This is a genomic window from Bradyrhizobium sp. AZCC 1678 (genome assembly GCF_036924765.1).
GTDB classification, from domain to species: Bacteria; Pseudomonadota; Alphaproteobacteria; order Rhizobiales; family Xanthobacteraceae; genus Bradyrhizobium; species Bradyrhizobium algeriense.
This window is the reverse complement of record NZ_JAZHSE010000001.1, coordinates 7,892,353-7,915,658: the sequence shown is the minus strand read 5'-3', so window position 1 is coordinate 7,915,658 and position 23,306 is coordinate 7,892,353. Positions and strand designations below refer to the sequence as shown.

Below are 23,306 nucleotides of genomic sequence, written 5' to 3'. Positions count from 1 at the left end.
TGACCGTGATGTCGGATACCGCCCTGCAAGCCGCACCCGCCACCAAGGCGCGTGGCTATTGGGCGACCGTTGGCCGCCGCATCTCACGCGACAAGGTCAGCATGGTCTGCGCGTTTGTGCTGGTGCTGATCTTTCTCTCGGCATTGTGCGCGCCGTGGCTCGGCCTTGCCGATCCCTACCAGGGCTCGATGATCCGCCGGCTTCGCCACATCGGCACGCCGAACTATCCGCTCGGCACCGACGAACTCGGCCGCGACATGCTGGCGCGGCTGATCTATGGCGGCCGGCTGTCGCTGATCATCGGCATTCTTCCGGTGATCCTCGCCTTTATGATCGGGACCTCGCTCGGGCTCGTCGCCGGCTATGTCGGTGGCAGGCTCAACACCGCGATCATGCGCACCATCGACGTGTTCTATGCCTTTCCGTCGGTCTTGCTGGCGATCGCGATCTCGGGCGCACTCGGCGCCGGCATCGTCAATTCCATCGTCTCGCTGACCATCGTGTTCGTGCCGCAGATCACCCGCGTGGCGGAAAGCGTGACGACAGGCGTGCGCAACATGGATTTCGTCGAGGCCGCGCGCGCTTCCGGCGCCGGGCCGTTCACCATCATGCGCGTGCATATGCTCGGCAATGTGCTGGGCCCGATCTTCGTCTACGCGACGGGATTGATCTCGGTGTCGATGATCCTTGCCGCGGGCCTCTCATTCCTCGGCCTCGGTACAAAGCCGCCGGAGCCAGAGTGGGGTCTGATGCTGAACACGCTGCGCACCGCGATCTATGTCAATCCATGGGTGGCGGCGCTGCCGGGCGTGATGATCTTCGCGGTGTCGATCTGCTTCAACCTGCTCAGCGACGGCATGCGCAGCGCCATGGACATCAGGAACTGACGCGATGAGTGAGACGTATCAGTCAGTCGAACTACTGGAACCGGTCGCGGACGTCGGTGGCGCGGCGCAGCCGCTGCTGCAGGTCACCGGCCTCACCAAGCATTTCCCGGTGCGCGGCGATCTGTTCAGCCCTCGTAAAACCGTGCGCGCGGTCGATGATGTTTCCTTCTCCATCGCCAAGGGCGAAACCGTCGGGATCGTCGGCGAATCCGGCTGCGGCAAGTCGACCACCGCGCGGCTTTTGATGCATCTGATGAAGCGCGATGCCGGCGACATCGTCTATGACGGCATGCAGGTCGGCCGCACGCTGTCGCTGCGCGAACTGCGCCGCGGCATGCAGATGGTGTTTCAGGACAGTTACGCCTCGCTCAATCCGCGCCTGACCATCGAGGAATCGATCGCGTTCGGCCCAAAGGTTCATGGCATGGCGGATGGCACCGCGCGCACGCTGGCGCGCGAACTGCTCGGTAAGGTTGGCCTCCGTCCCGAAACTTTCGCCAACCGCTACCCGCACGAGATTTCCGGCGGCCAGCGCCAGCGCGTCAATATCGCGCGTGCGCTGGCGCTGTCGCCGCGGCTCGTGATCCTCGATGAGGCGGTGTCCGCGCTCGATAAGTCGGTCGAGGCGCAGGTGCTCAACCTGCTCGCCGATCTCAAGCGCGAATTCGGCCTCACCTATCTGTTTATCAGCCACGACCTCAACGTGGTGCGCTACATCTCGGACCGCGTGCTGGTGATGTATCTCGGCGAGGTGGTCGAACTCGGCCCGGTCGACAAGGTCTGGGATGCGCCGGCGCATCCCTATACGCGGGCGCTGCTGGCGGCGATGCCGTCGTCCGATCCGGATAACCGCACCGAGACGCCGCCGATCTCGGGCGATCCGCCCAATCCGATCGATCCGCCGCCCGGTTGCCGGTTTCACACCCGCTGTCCGTTTGCGGAGCCGCTCTGCGCAAATGCGACGCCAAAACTCAGCGATGTCGATACAATGGGCCATCAGGCGGCGTGCTACATGGCCATTGCAGGTTCCGGGCACAGCCGCGCGCCGGCCAAAGAAAATGACAAGGGAGCAACCGCCGCATGACAAGACCCGATCCCAAACAGGTCAAGGTAATGACCGACGTCGCCGGCGTGCCGCAGGATTCTGAAGTCTCCGCGCGCATCGCCAATTCCATCGGTCCGGCCTTCGACGGCTTTGCGCCCATTGCCGGCACGCTGCCGATGGATCTCGAGCCTGCGAGCTTTCTCGTGGTGCAGCGCGCGATGGTGTCGAAATGAGCGGCGAACCGGCCCTGATGTCAGCGGTCGCGGTCGCGAAAGCGATCGCCGGCAAGAAATTGTCCTCACGCGAGGTTACGCAATCCTGCCTCGACCGGATCGCGCAATGGCAGCCGCGCGTCAACGCCTTCATGTCGATCGAGGCTGACGAGGCGCTCGCCGCGGCGGATGCCGCCGATGCCGCGCTCGCCAAGGGCAAGAATCTCGGCCCGCTGCACGGTGTGCCGATGGCGCACAAGGACATGTATTACGACGCCGGCAAGGTCGTGACCTGCGGCTCCAGGATACGCCGCGATTACGTCGCGACGACAACATCGACCGCGTTGCAACGCCTGAAGGACGCCGGCTCCGTCAGGCTCGGCTCGCTGCAGATGGTGGAATTCGCCTACGGTCCGACCGGCCACAACGTCCATTACGGCGCGGTGCGTAACCCCTGGAACGTCGATCACATCACCGGCGGCTCGTCGTCCGGCTCCGGTTCGGCGGTCGCGGCGCGGCTGACCTTTGCGGCGCTGGGCTCCGATACCGGCGGCTCGATCCGGATGCCCGCGCATTTCTGCGGCGTCACCGGATTCAAGACGACCGTCGGCCTGATCAGCCGCGCCGGCGCGATGCCCTTGTCGCAGTCGCTCGACACGGTCGGACCGCTCGCGCAAACGGTAGAAGACTGCGCGCTGCTGGTCGGGCTGATGGCGGGCGCCGATCCCGAGGACCCGACTACCTCGACGCTCCCGGTGCCGAACTACATGGCCGCGACCACCGGCTCGCTGAAAGGCCTCAAGATCGGCGTGCCGACCGCTTTCTATGTCGACGATCTCGACCCCGAAGTGGCGCGGGTCCTCGACGAGACCATCGCCACCCTCGGACGCGAAGGTGCCGAAATCGTCAAGGTCGAACTGCCGGATCAGCGTCAGCTCACAGCCGCCTGCCAGATCGTGCTCGCCACCGAAGCCGCTGCCTTCCACAAGCGCTGGATGATCGAGCGGCCGCAGGATTACGGCGCGCAGGTCTTGATGCGGCTGCAGAACGGGCTTGCGATTCCTGCCGTGACCTATCTCGAAGCGATGCGCTGGCGCGGTCCCGCGCTTGCGGCGTATCTCGCAGCAGTGGCCGGCACCGATGCCGTGATCGCACCGGTCGCGCCGATGCCGGCGGCGACCATTGCCGAGAGCGATGTCGGCAACAGCCTCGATGCGGAGGCCGTGATCCAGCGCATTACAAAATTCACCCGCCCGATCAATTATCTCGGCCTGCCGTCGCTTTCGATTCCCACCGGCTTCACCGCAAAGGGCTTGCCGGTCGGCATGCAGTTGATCGGCCGTCCCTTCGACGAGGCAGGGCTAGTGCGGATCGGATCAGCATTCCAGCGCGCCACCGACTATCACCTCCAGGTACCGAAAGCTGCATGAGCAACCTCGTCGAAATCCGCGACCTCAACATCCGCTTCACCGGCGAGCGCACGGTTCATGCCGTCAACGATATCTCGCTCTCGCTTGGCGAGGGCGAGGTGCTCGGCCTGCTCGGTGAATCCGGCTCCGGCAAGAGCGTGACCTTGCGCGCGCTGATGCGGCTGCTGCCGAAGAAGCGGACGCAGATTTCGGGCACCGTGAAGGTGCTGGGCCGCGACGTGCTGGCGATGAACGACGAACAGCTTTCGGCGTTCCGCGGCCAGACCGTCTCGATGATCTTCCAGGAGCCGGCGCTGGCGCTCGATCCCGTCTACACGATCGGCCACCAGATCGCGGAAAGCGTGATGCGCCATGAAGGCAAGAGCCAGAAGGAAGGGATGGCCCGTGCGCTGGAAATGCTGGAGGTGGTGCGGATTCCCTCCGCCAGGCGCCGTCTCGATGCCTATCCGCACGAAATGAGCGGCGGCATGCGGCAGCGCGCGATGATCGCGCTGGCGCTGGCCTGCAAGCCGAAAATTCTTCTGGCCGACGAACCGACCACGGCGCTGGACGCCACGGTGCAGATCCAGATCCTGCTGCTGCTGCGCGAATTGCAGCGCGAGTTCGGCATGTCCGTGATTTTCGTGACCCACGATATCGGCGTCGCCATCGAAATCTGCGACCGTGTGGCCGTCATGTATGCCGGCCAGATCGTGGAGCAGGGCCGCTTGCGCGACATCGTGCGCACGCCGGTTCACCCTTATGCCAAGGGGCTGCTGGCCTCGACCGTGCACGGCGCCAAACGCGGCGCGCGGCTGGAGACCATTCCGGGCACACCGCCTTCGCTAGACAAGGCGCCCGCGAGCTGCTCATTCGCGCCGCGCTGCAGTTACGCGCAGCCGCGCTGCAGCGAAGGATTGCCGCCCAATGTGCAGGTATCGCCGGATCGAACCGCGCGATGCGTGCTGGCGGAGGCGGCGGAAATTTCTGCTGCTAGCTGATGTGATGAGGCTCGGCTCCGCGTTCCCCGGATGCTGCGCAGCGCGCCGCACTTTGCGGCGTGGTACGCTGCTGGTCCGGGGTCCAGATGTCGCGGCGCTAGGTCCCGGCCTGCGGTGCACCCGTTTCGCGCGTCCGGGACACGAGTGAATGATTCACCCACCCAGCCCCGGATCGGCCCAGCGCTCGATCTGCGCCGGCCCCACGACCTGCTTCGGCTGATGGGGATTGAGCGTGCCCGCGCTGGCGGACCAGCCCTTGGCGAGAATTTGCATCGCAAAAAGCTTGGCGTCGATTTCAGATTTAAAGGTGCGGGTCGAGCGCGTCATGCTCTCCGCCGTCTCGTCCGTCCTGTCCGGACCAAAGGTCACATACCAAATGTCGCCATTCTTCATGCCGACATAACGCGGGTGACGCAAAAAAGTTTCACTTCGCAGGCGTTGTTGGAGGGCGTGCGGATTGCGGCTCGTCACATCGGACAATGATGGATAGGCTGTCGTCGGCCTGCGCGTCGTGAACCTGGGGGACTTCAAATGCAGATTTCCAACGAAGGCATTCTCGTCATTCTTTTCGTCGGCCTCGTTGCCGGTTGGCTCGCCGGCAAGATCGTGCGCGGCACCGGCTTTGGCATCATCGGCGATATCCTCGTCGGCATCGCCGGCGCGCTGCTCGCAAGCCTGCTGTTTCCCAAGCTCGGCATCCGCCTCGGCACCGGACTGGTGTCCGAGATCGTCTACTCCACCATCGGCGCCATCATCTTGCTGCTGATTGTGCGGCTGCTCCGCACCGGCGGAAGGTTATAGGTACAGCCCGATGGCTTGAAGTCATCTGCAGGGACTTGCGCAGGTCGCATGGCACCCTTCGGAAAGCCCGGTCGGAGCGCTTAAGACGGCGGGCGGGTTCGGCGCCGGAAAGCGGCGTGCGATCCCGACCTCCATGTCGAAGTCGGCCGGGTCTCGATGTCCGTGATCCCAGTTCCGTTTCCGGGCAGCCTGAGGCCCCAACCCGCCAAGCGGCTGGTGCCGGCGTCAAATTTGCAGCCCAAACAGGCGGTTTCCGTCTTCACCCCCTCTTCATGGGCATGAACCGGATTGGGGTTAACGTGACTTAAATAGACGGTGCCCGAAAACATCGGTAAAAGCAGCACGTCACCTTATCCATTTGAAGAGATACGCATAAATGGCAGCCGCTCCCGTCCGGCGTTCCGAGCTCGGTGAAGCGCTGCGCGCTTGTCGCAACGCCTTTATCGGCGTCGGCGTCATGAGTTGCATGATCAATTTGCTGTACCTCACCGGCTCGATTTTCATGCTGGAGGTCTACGACCGCGTGCTGCCGAGCCGCAGCGTGCCGACCCTGGTTGGCCTCGTGATTCTCGCCGGTGGCCTTTACATCGCCCAAGGCGGCCTCGATCTGATCCGCGGTCGCATTCTTGGCCGCATTGGAACTGCACTCGACGAAGCCCTCAACACGCGCGTGTTCGAAACCGTGGTGCGGCTGCCGCTGCTGGTAGGCAGCCGCAACGAGGGCCTGCAGCCGCTGCGCGATCTCGACAATGTCAGGTCGTTTCTCGGCAGCATGGGGCCGGGCGCGTTCTTCGATCTGCCATGGCTGCCGTTCTATCTCGCGATCTGCTTTGCATTTCACTGGCTGCTCGGCGTCACCGCTCTGGCCGGCGCCGTCATTCTAGTGACGCTGACACTGATCACCGAGTTCCTGTCGCGCACGCCGGCGAAGGAGGCGATGACGCTGGCGGCGCGGCGCAGCGATCTGGCCGCCGCCAGCCGGCGCAACGCCGAAGTGCTGGTCGCGATGGGCATGTCCGGACGGCTGACCAGGCGCTGGAGCGAGGCCAACGAGATCTATCTGGCAGGCAATCAGCGCGCCAGCGACATCGCCGGCGGCCTGGGCGCGGTCGCAAAAGTCTTGCGCATGATGCTGCAATCGGCGGTGCTCGCGGTCGGCGCCTACCTCGTGATTCACCAGGAAGCCACCGCCGGCATCATCATCGCGGGCTCGATCCTGAGCGCGCGGGCGCTGGCGCCGGTCGATCTCGCCATCGCCCACTGGAAAGGTTTTGTCGCCGCGCGCCAGAGCTGGCATCGCCTCTCCAAGCTCCTGGAACAGATCCCGGCTTCGAACCAGCAAACCCTGCTGCAGGCCCCGACCAAGCGGCTGTCGGTCGAGGCCGTCAGCATCGTGCCGCCGGGCGATCAGCGCGTCATCGTGCAGGACGTCAATTTCGCGGCCGAAGCCGGCAGCGGCGTCGGCGTCATCGGTCCGAGCGGTTCGGGAAAATCGTCGCTGGTGCGCGCACTGGTGGGCGTCTGGATGCCGGCCCGCGGCAAGGTGCGGCTCGATGGCGCGGCGCTCGACCAGTGGTCGTCGGACGTGCTCGGCCGCCACATCGGCTATCTGCCGCAGGACGTCGAACTGTTCGCCGGCACGGTGGCGCAGAACATCTGCCGCTTCGAATCCGAAGCGAAGTCGGAGGCGATCATCGCCGCCGCCAAGGAAGCCGGCGTGCATGAGATGATCATCAAGATGCGCGAGGGCTACGACACCCAGATCGGCGAGCAGGGCGCGGCGCTGTCTGCCGGGCAGGCCCAGCGCGTGGCGCTGGCGCGGGCGCTCTACGGCAATCCGTTCCTCATCGTGCTCGACGAGCCGAACTCCAATCTCGACAGCGAGGGCGACGAGGCGCTGACGCGCGCGGTGCGCGGCGCGCGCGCACGCGGCGCCATCGTGGTCGTGGTGGCACACCGGCCGATCGGCATCGAGGCGGTCGATCAGCTTCTGGTGCTGAAGGACGGCCGCATGCAGGCGTTCGGTCCGAAGGAAACCGTGCTCGGCCAGGTGCTGCAGCGGGTGCCGTCGCCGCCGACGCCGATCAAGATCGTTTCCGAAGCAGGAGCGAAGAAATCATGACCGCCGAGCTGACAGGCGCGCGCCGTTCGATCCGCGCGCATCTGATTCTGGGCCTCGCGCTGATGCTGGTGCTGGCCGGCGGGTTTGGCGGCTGGGCCTCGACGGTGCAGATTTCGGGCGCGCTGATCGCGCCGGGCTCGGTGGTGGTCGATTCCAACGTCAAGAAGGTGCAGCACCCGACCGGCGGCGTGGTCGGCGAAGTTCGCGTACGCGACGGCGATATCGTCAAGGCGGGCGATGTCGTGGTGCGGCTCGACGAGACCGTGGTCAAGGCGAGTCTGGCCATCGTCGTCAAGACGCTGAACGGATTGTGGGCGCGCGCGGCGCGGCTGGAAGCCGAGCAGCGCGGCCTCGACAAGATCAAATTTCCCCCACAGCTCACCGATCGCGCCGATGATCCCGATGTGCGGGATATCATGGCGAGCGAGACGAAACTGTTCGAGGTTCGCGTATTCGGACGCGCCGGGCAGAAATCGCAATTGCGCGAGCGGGTGTTGCAGCTCAACGAGGAAATTGCCGGCCTCACGGCGCAGGAACAGGCCAAGGACAAGGAAACCGCGCTGGTGGAAAAGGAACTGATCGGCGTCCGCCAGCTCTACGAGCAGCGCCTGATCCAGATCTCGCGCCTGACGGTGCTGGAGCGCGACCATGCCCGGCTGTCTGGCGAGCGGGCGCAATATATCGCCGCGCGTGCGCAGGCGAGGGGCAAGATCACCGAAACCGAGCTGCAGATCATCCAGGTCGATAAGGACGTGGTCAGCGAGGTCTCCAAGGATCTGCGCGAAACCAACGACAAGATCGGCGAGTTCGTCGAACGCAAGGTCACCGCGGAGGATCAGCTCCGCCGCATCGACATCCGCGCGCCGCAGGACGGCGTCGTGCTGCAGTCGACGGTGCACACCGTGGGCGGCGTGATCACCGCCGGCGACGCCATCATGATGGTGGTGCCGCGGGCCGACGATCTCTCGGTCGAAGCCAAGGTCAATCCGCAGGACATCGACAAGCTGCAGATCGGCCAGAAGACGCTGCTGCGGCTATCCGCCTTCAACCAGCGCACCACGCCGGAACTCAATGGTGTGGTGACGCGCGTCTCCGCCGACGTCACCACCGACCAGCGCACCGGCCAGAGCTACTACACCATCCGCGTCTCGCTGCCGCCGGCCGAAGTCGCCCGCCTCGGCGACAACGTCAAGATCATCCCGGGCATGCCGGTGGAAGCCTTCGTCCAGACTGGCGACCGCACCATGTTTTCCTATCTGATGAAGCCGTTCAGCGACCAGCTGATGCGCTCGTTCAGGGAGAGGTGAGTCTCTCTCCGTCGTCCCTGCGAAAGCAGGGACCCATAACCACCGGCTTCAGTTGTTGAAACGAAGCCGTCGAACAGCGTCCCTCAAAACACACGGCACGGCGTATGGGTCCCTGCTTTCGTGTTCGGTCCCGGGAGATTGGCAAGGGCCTGGATCGGCGCCTGGTAGCCGAGGCATTTTAGGCGGGTTCGATTATAGTCGTGGACGAACTTGCTGAGGAAAGCGTCGCGATCGGCGTGGCAGGTGAAGGTGCGGCGAGCACTGCCGCGTTTGTCCTCGCGACCGATGGCTTCGGCAATGCGCCGGTTGAAGCGTTCGACCAGGCCGTTGGTCTGCGGATGATAAGGCTTGGTCAGGCGATGTTCGATGCCGCGCTGCTGACAGAGGCGATCAAAGGGATGGTTGCCGGAGGGCCGGCCGGGCGGCTTGTTCTTCATGTCGACGGCGAAGCGGTCGGTGAACTCGGCGCCGTTGTCGGTCAGGATGGTATGGACCTCGTGCGGGAAGTGGGCCAGGAAGCGCGCGAGGAAGGCGGCTGCCGTCTTGCCATCCCGCCTGGAATGGACCTCGACATAGACGTAGCGGGTGGCACGATCGATCGCGACAAAGGCATAGCTCTTGTGGCGCTGCAGCGCCGGCAGATGCTTGAGGTCGATATGGATGAAGCCAATACCGGTGGTCTGGAAGACGCCAACTTTTGGCTTGTCAGGTTTAGGGCGTGCGCTGATGCCGTGGCGCTGCAGGCAACGGTGGATGGCGCTGCGCGACAGCTCGGCGTTGACGCATCGCCGCATCACCTCGACGATGTCGTCGAGCGGTAATTGCAGCGATGTCCGCAGTTCGCAGACCAGCCGCTCTTCGATCGCCGACAGACCGGTCTGCAGGGTCTTTGGCGTATGCGGCCGGTCCGCCACGGTGCTGCGGCCGCGCCAACGACGGATCGTGGTCTCGCTGACCCCGAGCTCGGCTGCCAATTCAGCGACCGACCTCTTGCTGCGCTGGATGTAGGCGCGCGTCTTCGGCGTCGTCGCAGCGTTGGCGTGCAGGCTCAGTTCCATGACACGAGGCACTCCCTGACAAAGGCGATGCCTCGTTCTACACCGATTCCATCCAGCCAATCTCCCGGGACCAAACACTTTCGCAGGGACGACAGTGCGCCCGCTTCCCCTACCTTCTGTCGTATTCATCCGGTCCCATCGCGTAAGGCCACTGCTCATGGCCGGGCGCGTAGGTGCGGTTGGTCTCGGCCGGGTTGCGGTTGACCAGCGGCCGCATGAACATCGGGTGCGTGGCGCTGCGGACCTCGTGCTCGACGGTGAACAGATGCCTGCCGCCATCGAGGTCGACGATGTCGCGAAAGCGGTATTGATACTGGTTGTCTTCCTGCGAGATCAGGCCGCGCTCCCGCAGACGGCGGTAGGGACCTGAGAAGTCCGTGATGTAGATCTGCACATGATGCCCGTCGAACTCCGGCTGCGCGCGGTCGGTCTCGCGGAACTGCAGGTACTGATCCTTGCCGGCCTTGGCCCGCGCCACAGCGTTATCGCCGTTCAAGAACTCGGCCTGCATCCCCATGATCGCGGGATAGAAGGCGCAGATCGCTTTCGCGGTGCCGACTGGTACGTCGAACTCGACATAGGGAATGCCGAGCGTGATGCGCCCGAAGCGCGCGGCGTCCGGCTCATAGCAGCGAACGCGGTTGCCCCAGGGGCATATCGCCTCGACATGGTCGTTATGCTCGGTGAACGCGAACGACGTTCCTTCCAGCTTTTTCGCGACCGACGCCAGCCGCGCCAGCAGCGCCGCGCGGCCTGAGATGACGATACCGGTATGGCCGCGCAGCACCTGCGGCGCGCCGTCAGGCAGATGAAACTGGCTCCTGCCGACATTGACCCACATGTTGCTGTCCGACACCATCAGATAGGGATCGCGGGTCAGCCCGAGGCCGGCGATATAGAACAGCGTCGCCAGGCGTTGATCGGGGATGGTGACGTTGACATGCTCGAAATGGATCGAGTTGCCGAGATCCTCTGCGGCGCGGTCGAATTGTTGTGGCATGGGTGCGATCCTCGGGTGGGCCTGCTCTTGTAGGGTGGGCAAAGCGCAGCGTGCCCACCATTCATTGAACGGGATCAAATTGGTGGGCACGCTGCGCTTTGCCCACCCTACGAATCTACTTCGACAAATTCTCCAGCAGCAGATTGAGCGCCGTCTTCGCAAACGCCTGCATGTTGGCCTGCCGGTCGGCGCTGCCGGTTTCCAGCGTGAACACCGATTGCGACGGCCCCGCTACCGCCATGCAGCTATGGCCGGCGGCGTCGCCGTAACGGTTGCCGGTCGGTCCCGTCGCGCCCGTCTCCGACAAGCCCCAGTCGGTCGCAAAGCGTTGGCGGACCTGGCTTGCCAGCAGTTTCGCGTAGGGCTCGGACGCCGAGCGGATGCCCTTCATCGCCTCGTCAGGAATATCCATCAGCAGCCGCCGCGCATCGCGCGTGTAGACCACGGCGCCGCCGAGGAAATAGGCGGATGCGCCCGGCACCGAAAGTAATGCCGCCGAAACCAGGCCGCCGGTCGAAGATTCCGCAACTGCAATCGTCTGTTTGCGCGCGATCAGTTGAGCGGCAATCTTTTCGGCGATTGTCACGAGCTCTTTCATTTCAACTCCCTAAAAATTCCCGCCAGTCATGTCCTCCTAGCACAGGAGGTCCACATTTGCCGAGTTGCGGCGCAGCGGCCGCCCTGATTGAATACCTCAAACAACCGCGGCCCACGCGGGCCGAAGAGGAAACATCATGACGTCGCCGCTTCCCGGCGGCGTGGATTGCGATCTGCATCCCGCCGTTCCTCATCTGACCAGCCTGCTGCCCTACATGAACGACTACTGGCGCGACCAGGTGACGACGCGCGGCATGACTGACCTGGTCTCGCAATCCTATCCGACCAATTCGCCGATCTCGTCGCGGCCGGACTGGCGACCGGGGCAGGGCAAGCCGGGTTCAGACCTCGCCGACATGCAGAAGCAGGCGCTCGACCGGTTTGGCACAGCTTACGGCATCTGCAATCCCTTGTACGGCGTGCAGATGGTGTTCTCCGAAGACATGCAGGACGCGTTCTGCCGCGCGCTGAACGACTGGCTGGCCAAAGAATGGCTCGACAAGGACGCGCGGCTGCGCGGCTCGATCGTGATCCCGACGCAAAGCGTCGAGAAGTCGGTCGCCGAGATCGAGCGCTGCGCCGCCGACAAGCGCTTCGTCCAGGTGCTGGTGCTTGTCATGGGCGACATGCCCTTGGGCAAGCGCGCCTACTGGCCGATCTATGCGGCGGCCGAACGGCTGGGCCTCACCATCGGCATCCACGCCGGCAGCGCCTATCACAACCCGCCGACCTCGGTCGGCTGGGGCTCCTACCACATCGAGGATTACGTAGCCCAAGCCACCGCGTTCCAGACCCAGCTCACCAGCCTGATCGTGGAGGGCGTGTTCGCCCGCCACCCTGGTCTGAAGATGGTGATGCTGGAAAGTGGCTTCACCTGGCTGCCGGCCTATCTGTGGCGGCTGCACAAGTTCTGGCGCGGCATACGGATGGAAACGCCGTGGGTCGATCGCGCGCCGCTGGAGATTGTGCGCAGCAATATCCGCTTCTCGCTGCAGCCGGTCGATGCGCCGCCCGATCCCGCAACCCTGAACCGCCTGTTTGACCATATGCAGTCGGACGAATTGCTCCTATTCTCGACCGACTATCCGCATTGGCAATTCGACGGCGACGCGGTGCTGCCTGATGGGATTTCCCCCGATCTTGTTCGGAAGATCATGATCGACAATCCGCTTAAGACCTACCGCCGATTGGAATTCGCAAAGGAGACGACGCCATGAACGTCCAGTTCCGCGACCGTCCGGAGCCCGCGTCACCCGTCAACGTCAAGACCGCTATCGCCGATTGCGACATCCATCCGGCCCGCGCCACCGCGGAAGAACTCTATCCTTTCCTGGAAAGACGCTGGCACGAACATCTCGAGGCCTATGGCAAGCAGGCCTATCACGGCATGATGGAAGGCCCGCCCTATCCGAAGGCGCAGCCGAACGCCTCGCGCCGCGATGCATGGCCGCCGGAAGGCGGGCCGCAGGGCTCCTCGCTGTCCTTCATGCAGAAGCAGCTTCTCGATCCCTACAACGTTGCGCTCGGCGTGCTCAATCCGCTCGCCAGCGGGCAGGGGTTGCGCAACCAGGATCTGGCCGGTGCGATCTGCTCCGCGATCAACGACTGGCAGATCGAGAAATGGACAGCCAAGGATTCTCGCCTGAAGGGCTCGATCGTCGTCGCCAATGAAGACGGCGTTTCCGCCGCCGCCGAAATCCGCAAGCGCGCCGGCGACAAGAACTTCGTTCAGGTGCTGCTGCTCTCGCGCAATGTCGAGCCGCTCGGCCAGCGCCGCTACTGGCCGGTCTACGAGGCGGCGCAGGAGATCGGCCTGCCGGTCGGCATCCACGCTTTTGGCTTCGGCGGCAATCCGCTCACCCCATCCGGCTGGCCGAGCTTCTACATCGAGGAGATGGTCGGCCATGCGCAGTGCCAGCAGACCGTGCTGGCGAGCCTGGTGCTCGAAGGCGTGTTCGAGCGATACCCTAAGCTGAAGATGGTGATGATCGAGGCCGGCTTCGGCTGGGCGCCGTCGCTTGGCTGGCGGCTGGACAGGAGTTTCGAGCGGCTGCACAGCGAGGTGCCGTATCTCAAGCGTAAGCCATCGGAATATATCCGCGACCACATCTGGTGGACCACGCAGCCGATGGAAGACCCGGAGCGCCGCGACCATCTGTTCCAGGTGATCGAATGGATCGGCTGGGACAAGCTGTTGTTCGCGACAGACTATCCGCATTGGGATTTCGACGAGCCGTCGCGCGTGTTGCCGGCCGGCGTCAGCGACGCCAACCGCGAAGCGTTCTATCTCGGTAATGCGAAGAAGCTTTATGGTTTGAGCTGATGGTTCGTCATGTGATTGCCCCGGTGGACGAGTTGCCGCCGGGTACGCGAAAATTCCTGACCATCGACGAGCGGCCGATCGCGATCTTCAACATCAAGGGCGAGTTCTTTGGCCTGCTCAACCGCTGCCCGCATCAGGGCGCGGCCTTGTGCGAGGGTCCGCTGATCGGGCTCGCGCAATCCTCCGATCCCGGCGAGATCGAATACACAAAGCTCGGCGAGATCATCCGCTGCCCCTGGCACGGCTGGGAATTCGACATCCGCACCGGCCAATCCTATTGTGACCCCAAACGCTTTCGCGCCCGCGCCTATCCGGTCAATGTCGAGCCGGGATCGGCGGTGGTGAAGGGGCCTTATGTCGCGGAGACGCTCGCCGTGTCGGTCGAAAGCGATTACGTCGTGGTGGATCTATAGCGAGCGTCATTCCGGCGACGCGAGAACCCGGATGCGTCATTGCGTGGCTCTTGCCGTAGCGATGGGTGATCGAACAGAAATACTGTTTGGCGCGTCGCGGCTATCGCGCGGCGAGTTCTGCTTCCAACTCGGAATACGATCTTTTCGTTCTTGAACACGTTGAACGTGCAAGATGGCGTTGGCGCGGGGCTGTCGCTGCCCTCACATATGAACTATTTCACACTGTGACTGACTTGCTGTGCTTGAGGCTGACGTTCGCGAGGCCTATGCTGGCTGGATTAACGAAGGAGAAGCTGCGCCCAGTCGACAAGGGAGAAAATCATGCGTGCATCGCTATTTGCAATTGCCTTAGCAGGCGTCACAGCGCTTGGATTTGCCAGCCCTCTCGCACAAGAATCCACCGATCAGAAGTTGGGGACTGTTCACTTCGAAACGTCCTGCAATGAAACGGCGCAACGACGATTTAATCGCGCGATGCGATACCAGCATTCGTTCTGGTACACCGCATCAAAGGAAATTTACGAAGAGACGCTCAAGGCCGACCCGGGATGCGCCATCGCATATTGGGGTATCGCGCTATCGTATCTGAACAACCCGCACAGCCCGATTCCGGCTCCCAATCTTCCGCTTGGGCTTGGTGCAATTGAAAAAGCAAAGGCAGCCGGCACCAAGACTGAACGCGAGCGCGACTATATCGATGCGCTGTCGGTCATGTACGTCGATTATGAGAAGATTCCGCATCAGGCGCGGGTTCAGTCCTACCTGAAAGCCATGGAAACTCTTGCCGGCCGTTATCCCGCCGATGACGAGGCACAGATCTTCTATGCGATCGCGCTGAACGTTGCGGCCTCGCCGTCGGACAAGACCTATGCCAATCAACTGAAAGGCGCGGCGATTCTCGGGCCGATCCTGGAACGCCAACCTCAACATCCGGGCGTCGCCCATTACCTGATCCACCTGTACGATTATCCGCCGATCGCCGCCAAAGGTCTGCCCCCGGCGCTGCGCTATTCAAAGATCGCGCCCAATGCGCCGCACGCGCAGCACATGCCTTCTCACATTTTTACCCGGGTCGGCTATTGGAAGGATTCAATCGCCGCCAACCTGGCATCCGTTCAAGCTGCGAAGGGCAGCAAGGAACTGGGCGATCAGATGCACGGCCAGGATTATCTGGTCTACGCCCATCTACAGCTTGGTCAGGACAAGGAGGCGCTCGGCGTCGTCACCGAAATCGAGGCGTTGCGGCCCGATGCAGACGCCTTCGCAGCCGCGTTTTCGCAAGCGGCTGCGCCGGCGCGCTATATGGTGGAGCGCGGCGATTGGAACGGTGCGGCGAACCTCGAGGTCAGGCCCAGCAAATTCCTGCATGCCATGGCTATCACGCATTTTGCCCGGGCGATCGGCGCTGCCCGCACCGGGAAGATCGATGCGGCCAAGGCCGATACGGCCAAGCTCGCTGAATTGCGCGACAGGCTTCGAGAGGCCAAGAACGGCTACTGGGCCGGGCAGGTCGATGTTCAGGAGCAGGTTGCGACCGCCTGGGTTCTTTATGCCAGCGGTAATCACGATGAGGCGCTCAAGGCCATGAGCGCCGCTGTCAGCGCCGAAGACAATACCGAGAAGGCGCCTGTCACGCCCGGTCCGCTGGCGCCGGCGCGTGAATTGTATGGAGCCATGCTGCTCGATCGCGGCATGGCCAAGGAGGCACTTGCGGTGTTCGAAGCCACGATGGCGAAGGAGCCTAACCGTTACAACGGCTATGTCGGTGCGGCCATGGCTGCACAGGCTGCAGGCGATGCGGCCAAGGCCAAAGCCACCTACGGGAAGCTGATCGCGCTCGCTGCTGAATCCAGTTCCGAGCGGCCGACGCTGGCGGCGGCACGGTCATTTGTCGCGAGCAATTAGGCGAGTAACCGGGATCGTTCGACTGGCGGGCATGCGATGAAACGGACAGTTGCTATTGCTGCCATCGCGGGCTTTAGCCTCGGCGGGTTAGTCGCGCTTGCCTGGTATCAATGGCCTTCATACGTGCGCGACGGCGCGGTCGAAACACCACGTCGTCCCGCATGGACGGAGGCTCAATGGCCCTTTCCCGTGGACGAGTGGGGCAAAGGCAAAGCGTTTCGTTGCGCAGCAGCCGATTGTGGGGTCGAGGTCAACGTTTACGTTCGAGCCAAGATCGGCTTCTGCAACTGTACGACCGGAGTTGCAGACGACGAGGAGCTTGATCGCGTGGCTGACCTCAGGCTGATGGGTGAAAGACCTTCGGCCTTGGCTGCCGGTAGCCCCATCACTGTTGCATGGATGAAGGGGCGCAGCCGCGCATACACTACCCAGCGCCCGCAAAGTTCAGCGCTTGCGATTGCGTTCAATGATCGTTGCGACGTCGTTGTCGCAACAGCCATTGTCGCACATCCTCATCCGGCACCGCTTGAGCCCAGCATAGTTGCTTTCCTGAGCAGCGAGACTGTCATTCGCTGGGCCGAGGTAACGCTCGGTCTTTAGTGCGGCAAATCATCACAACATGGCCGCGTCCTGGGCGAGGTGCGTGCCCATTGGGCTTTCGTGGCCTTCCGCGGAGTGCTAGCGTTCAGGCCGAACCCACTCATCTGGGGGACACTCCATGAGCGAATTTGGGTGGGCTTACATTGCTGTTTCCGACGGATCTGACCTCGTTCCTCGACCTCATACGCCAGCATGGCGATGCGGCCTACAGTTTCATGTTTGCCTATGCGGCCTCGCATAGCCTGCTGCTTGCGCTGTTCGCGGGCTACGCGGCGCATTCGGGCGCGCTGGGTCTTGGCACGCTCATCGTGATCTGCTGGTTCGGCAGTTTCGCCGGCGACGTCATTCGCTTCTGGATCGGGCGGCGCTACGGTGCCCGCTTGCTCCTTCGTTTTCCGCGGTTCGAGCGCCCCGTGAATACCGTCGTCCGCCTGACGGACCGTTATTATGTCTGGATGATCCTGTTTCATCGTTTCCCGCATGGCATCCGCGGGCTCGCGGGGTTTGCCTACGGCATATCGCGGCTGCCCTGGTCCACATTCCTCGCGCTCAACTTCGCAGCTGCCGGCCTTTGGTCCAGCGTCGTTGTCTCGGCCGGCTATGCCTTCGGTCAATTCTCCGAGACGTCCATCAACAATGCCTCTTCGGGCCTGGGCATCGTGATGCTGGTCGCGTTCCTCGGCCTGTCCTGGTTGCTCAGCAGGAAGCTCGAGCAGATCGTGGAGCGATACTGAAGCGGGCGCGAGCGGTTGCGGATCGCCGGATGGCGATGCGCACAGCGTAGAAAAGCCACCGGGGCGGACGAATGCACTCCCCTCGACGAGCGCAATTGCGCTCGTCGCGGTGATGACGAGCTCCAGGTGCCCAGAGCGTATGCGTGATGGTGGAGCACGGCGCTTCCGCGCCTTTGCTCACCCTGCGCTTTCGCTTACTCCTCTATTGGGCCGGCAAGGGTGCGACGAAGCCGCTGCGCTTCGCGCCACGTCTCACCAACCTCGTTGCCAAAACGGGCGAGCTTGGTTGCCAAGTGCATGAGGATGAGTGTGACCATGGCTATTGGCCCGGCTTGACAAGCAAGCGACTGATTTGCCGCTCTGCATCATCAGACAGCTTCTGCAGCCCGTGGGCAGCAATATACGCCTCAACAACGCGGTCAGCCCGCCGCTGATTGGATTCGACGTGGGCGCGCAATAATCGTGCGAAAAATGAGGGTTTTTTGGTCGGAGCAGAAAGCCAGGCCCCAGTGGTTAGAACATTCGCCATTAGATGGCTCCATCATAGGAGTTGTCCTTGGGGCGAATTTCCTTCCTGATTCACAGATAGGTACTGGTAAGCGCTAATGCCAGACCAAATAGCGCGCATTCGTGCATCAATTAGCACCTTCCCGTGCAAATGCGCGAAGCAGTCACGTTGCGGTGAATCGAATCAACGGCTGAGGATGGTGTGTGAGCGGATTGAGCAATGGATGTCGTCGGGTGAGCAAACCGATTTGTCCGCCGTAGCTCAACGGGCGAAGGCGGAAGCGTGCCCACCATTCAAGGTAACGCTGTTGATGGAATGGTGGGCACGGCGCAATTGCGCCTTTGCCCACCCTGCGGCGCTAATCCGCCATCGCGCATCGCGAGGTCGGTATTATTTATCGGCCACCGCCGCCACCTCCGCCACCACCACCTCCGCCGCCACCACCGCCGGCATCACGCAGCGCCTGGTTTTCGCGCGGATCGAGATTCCTCATGTAGCTCAGTGAAATGTCGCGGCGGCCGCGGGCGCGAAGCTGCTCCACATAGATGATATGATTGCTGCAAGCCTGCCGCGACACCGCCTGCTCGCAGTACGGGGCCGCCACGAAAGCGGGGGCGGCCACGGCGCTCGTCGCGCCGAGCGCGGCCAAGGCTGCCGCAGACAGCATTAACTTCATCGACATCTGTACTCTCCATTCCTTCATCGGGCGAAGCCGGAATGGCTCGCACGGGAGTTCGACGACGCCAGACGAAAACCGGTTCGGGAGTACGGCTGAAAAGTTCGGTCCGCCAGTAACCGCAATGTGAATGAACGTGCGCTTTGCTTGTTCTCGCTTCGCCCACCCCACGAACTCTCGCAATGACGATGTGGAGGCAGGAGGTGCGACAAAAACCACTTGTCGGGCAAATCACCCAAAACCTGTCCAGCCCCTGGCGCAAAAATATTCTGCTTTCGTTCTCACCCAAATCAGTCCCATAACTCCGCCCGTCTCACGGCGGATGAGGGGCGTTGGCCATCGTCACGAACGCGCGGTGAGATGCGATGGACGCGAGAGCTGCGACTGACGTGTGTGGCTTGAGCGTACGGCGAAGTCGTGTGGTTCGGGCGCCGCGGTGCTGGCGCTAAGTCCGGGAGAGGCAAAGCTTCTCTCGTGGCGACGGAGGCAAGAAAGCCGTTCTCCGGGAAGAGCACGAAGTAAGCCGTAAAGCCATTGCGCAGGGAAGGCCGGAATGCTCCCGCTGCCCTGTATGCTCGTGTGCAGTTTTGTTAGCGCAAATCGCACGCGAGACCGCGGGTGCAGCAAGCACCCGGTCTTCCCTGCGCCCTCAATTTCGAGGAGGGCAAACGAAGATGCAAACCCTCGGGCGATCAGCGCCGCGAGAAGGCGAATCTATATCCGCCGTCATTGCGAGCCACCGGGTCGCGCGAATGCGCGCCCGATGACAGGCTCCGCGAAGCAATCCACCTCTCCGCATGCCGCGCTATGGATTGCTTCCGCCTTCGCTCGCAATGACGTGGAGAGAATGGTGCCCCTGGAATCCGTAGCCCGGATGAGCGCAGCGACATCCGGGACCACTCCAACACCGCCCCCGGATATTGCGGAGCCTGTCATCGGGCGCGCATTCGCGCGACCCATTGGCTCATCCGGGCTACAAGCTTCGCTCGCAACGACGAAGTCAGATATGCCCCATCGCCTTCCGCTCCATCGCATAACGCACCAGCGCGACGAAACGATAGATGCCGTGCACGAACTTGCCGTAGGGCATGGTGATGAACAGCGAGAACACCACGCCGAGATGCAGCGCCAGCAGCGGCCCCATTGCCGCCGTCTCGCGCAGGATCAGCAATGCCATGCCGGTCAGGCTGGTAAGAAACAGCATCACGATGAACGCGATATCCATGCCGTAGCGCGCTTCATCGACCAGCACGGGATCGCGCTTCCATCGTTCAGTGAGCAAGCCGACCGGCCCGATCAGCAGCCCGATGCCGCCGAGCGTGCCGAGCACGACCGGCAGATCCCACCATGCATACGGCGCCTCGCGCGCCAGCAGATAATGATACAGCGTCGCGACGCAGGTCGAGGCGAAGCAAAGGACAAAACCGTAGAAGGTGAAATGGTGATAAAGCTTGCGGCGATCGGTCGGGCGGTCGTCCTCGTTGAAGCAGCCGACCCCGCCGCCGTCGAGGTAGCGCAACTCGCCGGCATCACGGATCGCTTGCAGCAGAGCGCCGATATCGGTCTTCATGCCGACGGGCTCGCCGATGTCGCGCCAGAACGCGCGCACGCCCATCACGAGCGCGACGATCGCGTACAGGAACGCCGCGCCGAACAGGGCCGCCATCGCATTGTGCGGCATCAATTTGTAGAACGCGCCCGGCCCGGTGTGGGTGCCAAACAGCACCTGCCGGTCGTTCAGCGCCGCGAAGCCGAAGATGAACGCGGCGACGCTGAGCGCGGCAACGAGGCTGATGACGAGCCCGTTGCGCGCGAAGGCGCCGGAGAAGGCGCGGGGCCACGTATAGGCCGCGTAGGACTCGGCACGCGCCACGGCCAGCGTCTTCGGCACATTGACGTCGAATTCATGCGGCGGCGAGAACTGGCAGTCGGTGTAGCAGGCGCCGCAGGAATGGCAGAGATTGGCGAGGTAGTTGAGGTCGCCATCAGAAAACGCCCGGCGCATTTCCATCGCCGGAAATACCGCGCAGAGCCCCTCGCAATAGCGGCAGGAATTGCAGACCGTCATCAGCCGGTCGGCTTCCTCCAGAATTCGCGTTCCGTGCATTTGTTGCTTCCTGCGCCCGCGCCGGCCCGCTTACTTCGTCAGCCCCTTGCCCTCGAGCCATTTCTGGATCAGGGCGGCGACCTCGGCATTGTTCTTGTCCATCATCACCATGTGCGAATTGCCCTTGATGCCGGCTTGCGGCAGGTCGACGACATCGACGCTGCCGCCGGCGGCCTTGACGGCGTCGGCAAAGGCGATGCCGTTGGCGCGTATTTTCGGCCAGCGCGAATCCTTCTCGATGTAGTCGCCGTAGACGATCAGCGTCGGAATGCCTTTCAAGGCATCGACCTTGGCGGGATCGCCGAGGCCGGCCGGCTCGATCGCAATCAAGGCCTTGACCTTGTCGGGCCGCGCCTGCGCCACCTTGAAGCCAAAACTGCCGGCCTGGCTGTGGAACAGGATGATGGAAGGACCGACGCGGTCGATCTCGGCGATATAGGCGGCGATGATCGCGTCATCGGTGGTGGTCCAGCGCGGCACGTTCTGCTTGACGAAATTCTCATAGCCTTCGTTGGGAAACTGGCTGCCCGGCATCAGCTTGCGCTTGGCCGGATCGGGATCATAGGAGCCCGCGCCGTCGCCGATGCGAAAACGCTCGAACGGATTGGCTGTCGTGAGGAACACCGGCTCGCTCCTGAAGATGTCAGGGTATTGCGCCCAGCCGGCGCGGCCACGCTCGACCGCGTCGGAATTGTAGACGGCCCAGCCCTTGCGCAGGAAATAGTTCAGCCAGCCCTCGCGTCCGTCCGGCGTCGTCTCGTAGGTGACGCCAGTCAACCCGCCGCCGTGCCACATCAGCAGCGGATAGGCGCCCTTCTCGTTGGCGGGCAGAAAATACTGCACATACATCTGCTCGACCTGATAGGTGCCGTTGGGATCAACCTTCGCAGGCACGCCGCCGGGCGTGAAGGTGACTTCCTTCACCGGCTTGCCGGAGATCTCGACCAGCCGCCCGCCGACATGGAACGAACCCATGTCGCGCAACGCGATCTGCTCGGCGGCGTTGGCGAGCGTTGCGATTGTCAGAACTGTCGCAGCCGAAATGATTGCAAGACGCATCATGAATTCTCCCTAGGCTTGTTGCTCCCTCTCCCCGCCCTTCGCGGGGAGAGGGTAGGTGTGAGGGGCTCTCTCCGCACACCGTGTCCGCGGAGAGTGAACTCCGTCCTAATTCCTCGCATTCTTCGCCGCTTCCCGTCCCGCCACGCGGCCGAACACGCTGCCGATGGTCATGCCGATGCCGGCCGCGTAGCCCTTGCCGAGCACGTTGCCGGCCATGATTTCGCCGGCCGCGAACATGTTGGCGGACGGCTTGCCGTCCCTCATCACCATGCGCGACTGCCTGTTCACGCGGGTGCCGAGATAGGTAAACGTAATGCCGGGCCGCACCGGATAGGCGAGGTAAGGCGGCGTCTCGATTCGGCGCGCCCAATGCGTCTTCGGCGGCGTGATGCCTTCGGTGCGGCAGTCGTCGAGGATGGTGTGATCGAAGGTGCCGGGCTGCACCGCGGCGTTGAAGTCGGTCACCGTTTTCTCCAGCCCGGCCGGTTCGAGCCCGAGCTTATCGGCGAGCTCGGCAAGCGTTGCACCCGCAATCGGCGGAAACAGCGTCGGCATGAAGCTGGTGACAACAGTGGAATCGAAAATGATGTAAGCGATCTGATCCGGCTGGGCCGCCACCAGCCGGCCCCAGATCGCGTAGCGCTTCGGCCAGATGTCCTCGCCCTCGTCGTAGAAGCGCTGGGCGTGCTTGTTGACGACGATGCCAAACACGACCGAGTCGTGCCGGGTGATGATGCCGCCGTCGAATTTCGGCGCGCGGGCGTCGATCGCCACCGCGTGGCATTGGGTGGGATCGCCGATGTCCTGAACGCCCTTGTCGAGCAGGAGCTTAAGAATGGAACCGCGGTTATAGGGCGTGCCGCGGATCAGGAAATTGTCGGCGGCCTCGCCCCAGTACTCCTTCAGCCATTCGATGTTGGCTTCAAACCCACCGGCGGCGGCGACCAGCGCCGAGGCGCGGATTTCCGCAGCGCCATCGATCGGCTGCTTCAGCGTCGCGGACAGAAACATGCCGTCCTCGATCTGGAGATCGGTCACTTCAGCATCGTAGGCGATCTCGACGCCGATTTTTTCCGCGGTGAGATAAAGCGCGTTGAGCATCGCGCGTCCGCCACCGAGGAAGAACGAATTGGTGCGGCCGAGGCTCAGCGTGCCGCCGAGCGAGGGTTGCCAGCGCACGCCCTGTTCGACGATCCAGTTCAGGATGTCCTTGGACTCGGCGATCATGAGCTTGGCCAGTTCCTCGTCGGTCTGCCCGCCGGTCAGGCGCAGCAGATCGTCCCAGAATTCTTCTTCGGTGTACGGGCCGGTGAGGATGTCGGTCGCGGCATCATGGGCACAGCGCATGTTGCGGGTGTGGCGGGTGTTACCGCCGCGATAGAACTTTGGCGCGCCTTCCAGCACCAGCACGGAAGCGCCCGCTCGCCGGGCGCTGATGGCGGCGCACAAAGCGGCGTTGCCGCCGCCGATCACCAGGACATCAAATTTCCGAGTCAAATCAGCCATGCGCTCTTGTTATCGTTGTTGGCATGGAAAGCC

General features: G+C 63.2%; 23 protein-coding genes. 14 read left to right on the top strand and 9 right to left on the bottom strand.

What is annotated here, in order from left to right; translation table 11 throughout:
- Positions 1-8 precede the first annotated feature (8 nt).
- The 5 genes from V1294_RS37765 to V1294_RS37745 are packed head-to-tail and all read left to right on the top strand — an operon-like array spanning position 9 to position 4,554.
- Positions 9-887 carry an ABC transporter permease gene (locus V1294_RS37765; protein ID WP_374226588.1) on the top strand — a complete coding sequence of 293 codons (879 nt, stop codon included), beginning with the start codon at positions 9-11 and terminating at the stop codon, positions 885-887.
- A gap of 4 nt (positions 888-891) precedes the next feature.
- Positions 892-1,971, top strand: a complete 1,080-nt coding sequence (locus V1294_RS37760) for an ABC transporter ATP-binding protein (protein ID WP_334504404.1) — start codon at positions 892-894, stop codon at positions 1,969-1,971.
- Entirely contained in the window at positions 1,968-2,165 is a 198-nt protein-coding gene (locus V1294_RS37755; RefSeq protein ID WP_334504402.1) for a hypothetical protein, read from the top strand. Before V1294_RS37760 ends, V1294_RS37755 begins: the two co-directional genes overlap by 4 nt.
- Entirely contained in the window at positions 2,162-3,574 is a 1,413-nt protein-coding gene (locus V1294_RS37750) for an amidase (RefSeq protein WP_334504400.1), read from the top strand. The genes V1294_RS37755 and V1294_RS37750 overlap by 4 nt, the downstream gene beginning before the upstream one ends.
- Positions 3,571-4,554 carry an ABC transporter ATP-binding protein gene (locus tag V1294_RS37745; RefSeq protein ID WP_334504398.1) on the top strand — a complete coding sequence of 328 codons (984 nt, stop codon included), beginning with the start codon at positions 3,571-3,573 and terminating at the stop codon, positions 4,552-4,554. The genes V1294_RS37750 and V1294_RS37745 overlap by 4 nt, the downstream gene beginning before the upstream one ends.
- A 153-nt stretch (positions 4,555-4,707) precedes the next feature.
- Here the strand turns inward: V1294_RS37745 and V1294_RS37740 are convergent, their stop codons facing one another.
- Entirely contained in the window at positions 4,708-5,034 is a 327-nt protein-coding gene (locus V1294_RS37740) for a hypothetical protein (protein ID WP_334486169.1), read from the bottom strand.
- 51 nt (positions 5,035-5,085) lie between these two features.
- Between V1294_RS37740 and V1294_RS37735 the strand changes: the two genes are divergently transcribed.
- From V1294_RS37735 to V1294_RS37725, 3 genes are all read left to right on the top strand, one after another.
- Complete coding sequence (locus tag V1294_RS37735) at positions 5,086-5,355, top strand: GlsB/YeaQ/YmgE family stress response membrane protein (RefSeq protein ID WP_108512231.1); 270 nt, start codon at positions 5,086-5,088, stop codon at positions 5,353-5,355.
- Positions 5,356-5,731: 376 nt separating this feature from the next.
- Positions 5,732-7,477 carry a type I secretion system permease/ATPase gene (locus V1294_RS37730; protein ID WP_334504394.1) on the top strand — a complete coding sequence of 582 codons (1,746 nt, stop codon included), beginning with the start codon at positions 5,732-5,734 and terminating at the stop codon, positions 7,475-7,477.
- Positions 7,474-8,784 carry an HlyD family type I secretion periplasmic adaptor subunit gene (locus V1294_RS37725; RefSeq protein ID WP_334504392.1) on the top strand — a complete coding sequence of 437 codons (1,311 nt, stop codon included), beginning with the start codon at positions 7,474-7,476 and terminating at the stop codon, positions 8,782-8,784. The genes V1294_RS37730 and V1294_RS37725 overlap by 4 nt, the downstream gene beginning before the upstream one ends.
- An 83-nt stretch (positions 8,785-8,867) precedes the next feature.
- On the opposite strand, the gene V1294_RS37720 is transcribed toward V1294_RS37725, so the two are convergent.
- From V1294_RS37720 to V1294_RS37710, 3 genes are all read right to left on the bottom strand, one after another.
- The gene (locus V1294_RS37720; RefSeq protein ID WP_334504390.1) at positions 8,868-9,842 is read right to left on the bottom strand and encodes an IS481 family transposase; all 975 of its coding nucleotides are present in this window, start codon (positions 9,840-9,842) and stop codon (positions 8,868-8,870) included.
- 109 nt (positions 9,843-9,951) lie between these two features.
- Positions 9,952-10,842 carry a hypothetical protein gene (locus V1294_RS37715; protein WP_334504388.1) on the bottom strand — a complete coding sequence of 297 codons (891 nt, stop codon included), beginning with the start codon at positions 10,840-10,842 and terminating at the stop codon, positions 9,952-9,954.
- A 115-nt stretch (positions 10,843-10,957) separates the two neighbouring features.
- Positions 10,958-11,440: a CinA family protein gene (locus V1294_RS37710; protein WP_334504386.1), complete on the bottom strand. Its 483-nt coding sequence runs from the start codon at positions 11,438-11,440 to the stop codon at positions 10,958-10,960.
- A 136-nt stretch (positions 11,441-11,576) separates the two neighbouring features.
- On the opposite strand from V1294_RS37710, the gene V1294_RS37705 reads away from it, so the two are divergent.
- The 6 genes from V1294_RS37705 to V1294_RS37680 all read left to right on the top strand — a co-directional run bounded on the left by V1294_RS37705 (position 11,577) and on the right by V1294_RS37680 (position 17,414).
- Positions 11,577-12,656, top strand: coding sequence for an amidohydrolase family protein (locus V1294_RS37705; protein ID WP_334504384.1), 1,080 nt, complete (start codon positions 11,577-11,579; stop codon positions 12,654-12,656).
- On the top strand, positions 12,653-13,762 hold the full coding sequence (locus tag V1294_RS37700) for an amidohydrolase family protein (protein ID WP_334504382.1): 1,110 nt from the start codon (positions 12,653-12,655) through the stop codon (positions 13,760-13,762). Before V1294_RS37705 ends, V1294_RS37700 begins: the two co-directional genes overlap by 4 nt.
- On the top strand, positions 13,762-14,175 hold the full coding sequence (locus V1294_RS37695; protein ID WP_108512224.1) for a Rieske (2Fe-2S) protein: 414 nt from the start codon (positions 13,762-13,764) through the stop codon (positions 14,173-14,175). The genes V1294_RS37700 and V1294_RS37695 overlap by 1 nt, the downstream gene beginning before the upstream one ends.
- Before the next feature lie 474 nt (positions 14,176-14,649).
- Positions 14,650-16,080, top strand: a complete 1,431-nt coding sequence (locus V1294_RS37690; RefSeq protein ID WP_334504380.1) for a tetratricopeptide repeat protein — start codon at positions 14,650-14,652, stop codon at positions 16,078-16,080.
- Between the two features lie 36 nt (positions 16,081-16,116).
- The gene (locus V1294_RS37685; RefSeq protein WP_334504378.1) at positions 16,117-16,680 is read left to right on the top strand and encodes a hypothetical protein; all 564 of its coding nucleotides are present in this window, start codon (positions 16,117-16,119) and stop codon (positions 16,678-16,680) included.
- 143 nt (positions 16,681-16,823) lie between these two features.
- Complete coding sequence (locus V1294_RS37680) at positions 16,824-17,414, top strand: DedA family protein (RefSeq protein WP_334504375.1); 591 nt, start codon at positions 16,824-16,826, stop codon at positions 17,412-17,414.
- 319 nt (positions 17,415-17,733) lie between these two features.
- On the opposite strand, the gene V1294_RS37675 is transcribed toward V1294_RS37680, so the two are convergent.
- The 5 genes from V1294_RS37675 to tcuA all read right to left on the bottom strand — a co-directional run bounded on the left by V1294_RS37675 (position 17,734) and on the right by tcuA (position 23,264).
- Positions 17,734-17,943 carry a hypothetical protein gene (locus V1294_RS37675; RefSeq protein ID WP_334486129.1) on the bottom strand — a complete coding sequence of 70 codons (210 nt, stop codon included), beginning with the start codon at positions 17,941-17,943 and terminating at the stop codon, positions 17,734-17,736.
- A gap of 373 nt (positions 17,944-18,316) precedes the next feature.
- Positions 18,317-18,604: a hypothetical protein gene (locus V1294_RS37670; protein WP_334504373.1), complete on the bottom strand. Its 288-nt coding sequence runs from the start codon at positions 18,602-18,604 to the stop codon at positions 18,317-18,319.
- Between the two features lie 994 nt (positions 18,605-19,598).
- Positions 19,599-20,705 (bottom strand): tricarballylate utilization 4Fe-4S protein TcuB, encoded by a 1,107-nt coding sequence (gene tcuB / locus V1294_RS37665; RefSeq protein ID WP_334504371.1) that lies wholly within the window; start codon positions 20,703-20,705, stop codon positions 19,599-19,601.
- Positions 20,706-20,735: 30 nt separating this feature from the next.
- Positions 20,736-21,767, bottom strand: a complete 1,032-nt coding sequence (locus V1294_RS37660; protein ID WP_334504369.1) for an esterase — start codon at positions 21,765-21,767, stop codon at positions 20,736-20,738.
- A 105-nt stretch (positions 21,768-21,872) separates the two neighbouring features.
- Positions 21,873-23,264, bottom strand: a complete 1,392-nt coding sequence (gene tcuA, locus V1294_RS37655) for an FAD-dependent tricarballylate dehydrogenase TcuA (protein ID WP_334504996.1) — start codon at positions 23,262-23,264, stop codon at positions 21,873-21,875.
- Positions 23,265-23,306 lie beyond the last annotated feature (42 nt).

Excerpts from the sequence above, each read along its gene's own strand:
- V1294_RS37710 (WP_334504386.1), bottom strand. The coding sequence starts at position 11,440 with ATGAAAGAGCTCGTGACAATCGCCGAAAAGATTGCCGCTCAACTGATC.
- V1294_RS37660 (WP_334504369.1), bottom strand. The coding sequence starts at position 21,767 with ATGATGCGTCTTGCAATCATTTCGGCTGCGACAGTTCTGACAATCGCA.
- V1294_RS37685 (WP_334504378.1), top strand. The coding sequence starts at position 16,117 with ATGAAACGGACAGTTGCTATTGCTGCCATCGCGGGCTTTAGCCTCGGC.
- V1294_RS37735 (WP_108512231.1), top strand. The coding sequence starts at position 5,086 with ATGCAGATTTCCAACGAAGGCATTCTCGTCATTCTTTTCGTCGGCCTC.
- V1294_RS37720 (WP_334504390.1), bottom strand. The coding sequence starts at position 9,842 with ATGGAACTGAGCCTGCACGCCAACGCTGCGACGACGCCGAAGACGCGC.
- V1294_RS37715 (WP_334504388.1), bottom strand. The coding sequence starts at position 10,842 with ATGCCACAACAATTCGACCGCGCCGCAGAGGATCTCGGCAACTCGATC.
- V1294_RS37745 (WP_334504398.1), top strand. The coding sequence starts at position 3,571 with ATGAGCAACCTCGTCGAAATCCGCGACCTCAACATCCGCTTCACCGGC.
- V1294_RS37700 (WP_334504382.1), top strand. The coding sequence starts at position 12,653 with ATGAACGTCCAGTTCCGCGACCGTCCGGAGCCCGCGTCACCCGTCAAC.
- V1294_RS37765 (WP_374226588.1), top strand. The coding sequence starts at position 9 with ATGTCGGATACCGCCCTGCAAGCCGCACCCGCCACCAAGGCGCGTGGC.
- V1294_RS37750 (WP_334504400.1), top strand. The coding sequence starts at position 2,162 with ATGAGCGGCGAACCGGCCCTGATGTCAGCGGTCGCGGTCGCGAAAGCG.
- V1294_RS37705 (WP_334504384.1), top strand. The coding sequence starts at position 11,577 with ATGACGTCGCCGCTTCCCGGCGGCGTGGATTGCGATCTGCATCCCGCC.
- V1294_RS37725 (WP_334504392.1), top strand. The coding sequence starts at position 7,474 with ATGACCGCCGAGCTGACAGGCGCGCGCCGTTCGATCCGCGCGCATCTG.
- V1294_RS37695 (WP_108512224.1), top strand. The coding sequence starts at position 13,762 with ATGGTTCGTCATGTGATTGCCCCGGTGGACGAGTTGCCGCCGGGTACG.
- V1294_RS37670 (WP_334504373.1), bottom strand. The coding sequence starts at position 18,604 with ATGTCGATGAAGTTAATGCTGTCTGCGGCAGCCTTGGCCGCGCTCGGC.
- V1294_RS37690 (WP_334504380.1), top strand. The coding sequence starts at position 14,650 with ATGCGATACCAGCATTCGTTCTGGTACACCGCATCAAAGGAAATTTAC.
- V1294_RS37675 (WP_334486129.1), bottom strand. The coding sequence starts at position 17,943 with ATGGCGAATGTTCTAACCACTGGGGCCTGGCTTTCTGCTCCGACCAAA.
- tcuB (WP_334504371.1), bottom strand. The coding sequence starts at position 20,705 with ATGCACGGAACGCGAATTCTGGAGGAAGCCGACCGGCTGATGACGGTC.
- V1294_RS37755 (WP_334504402.1), top strand. The coding sequence starts at position 1,968 with ATGACAAGACCCGATCCCAAACAGGTCAAGGTAATGACCGACGTCGCC.
- V1294_RS37760 (WP_334504404.1), top strand. The coding sequence starts at position 892 with ATGAGTGAGACGTATCAGTCAGTCGAACTACTGGAACCGGTCGCGGAC.
- V1294_RS37730 (WP_334504394.1), top strand. The coding sequence starts at position 5,732 with ATGGCAGCCGCTCCCGTCCGGCGTTCCGAGCTCGGTGAAGCGCTGCGC.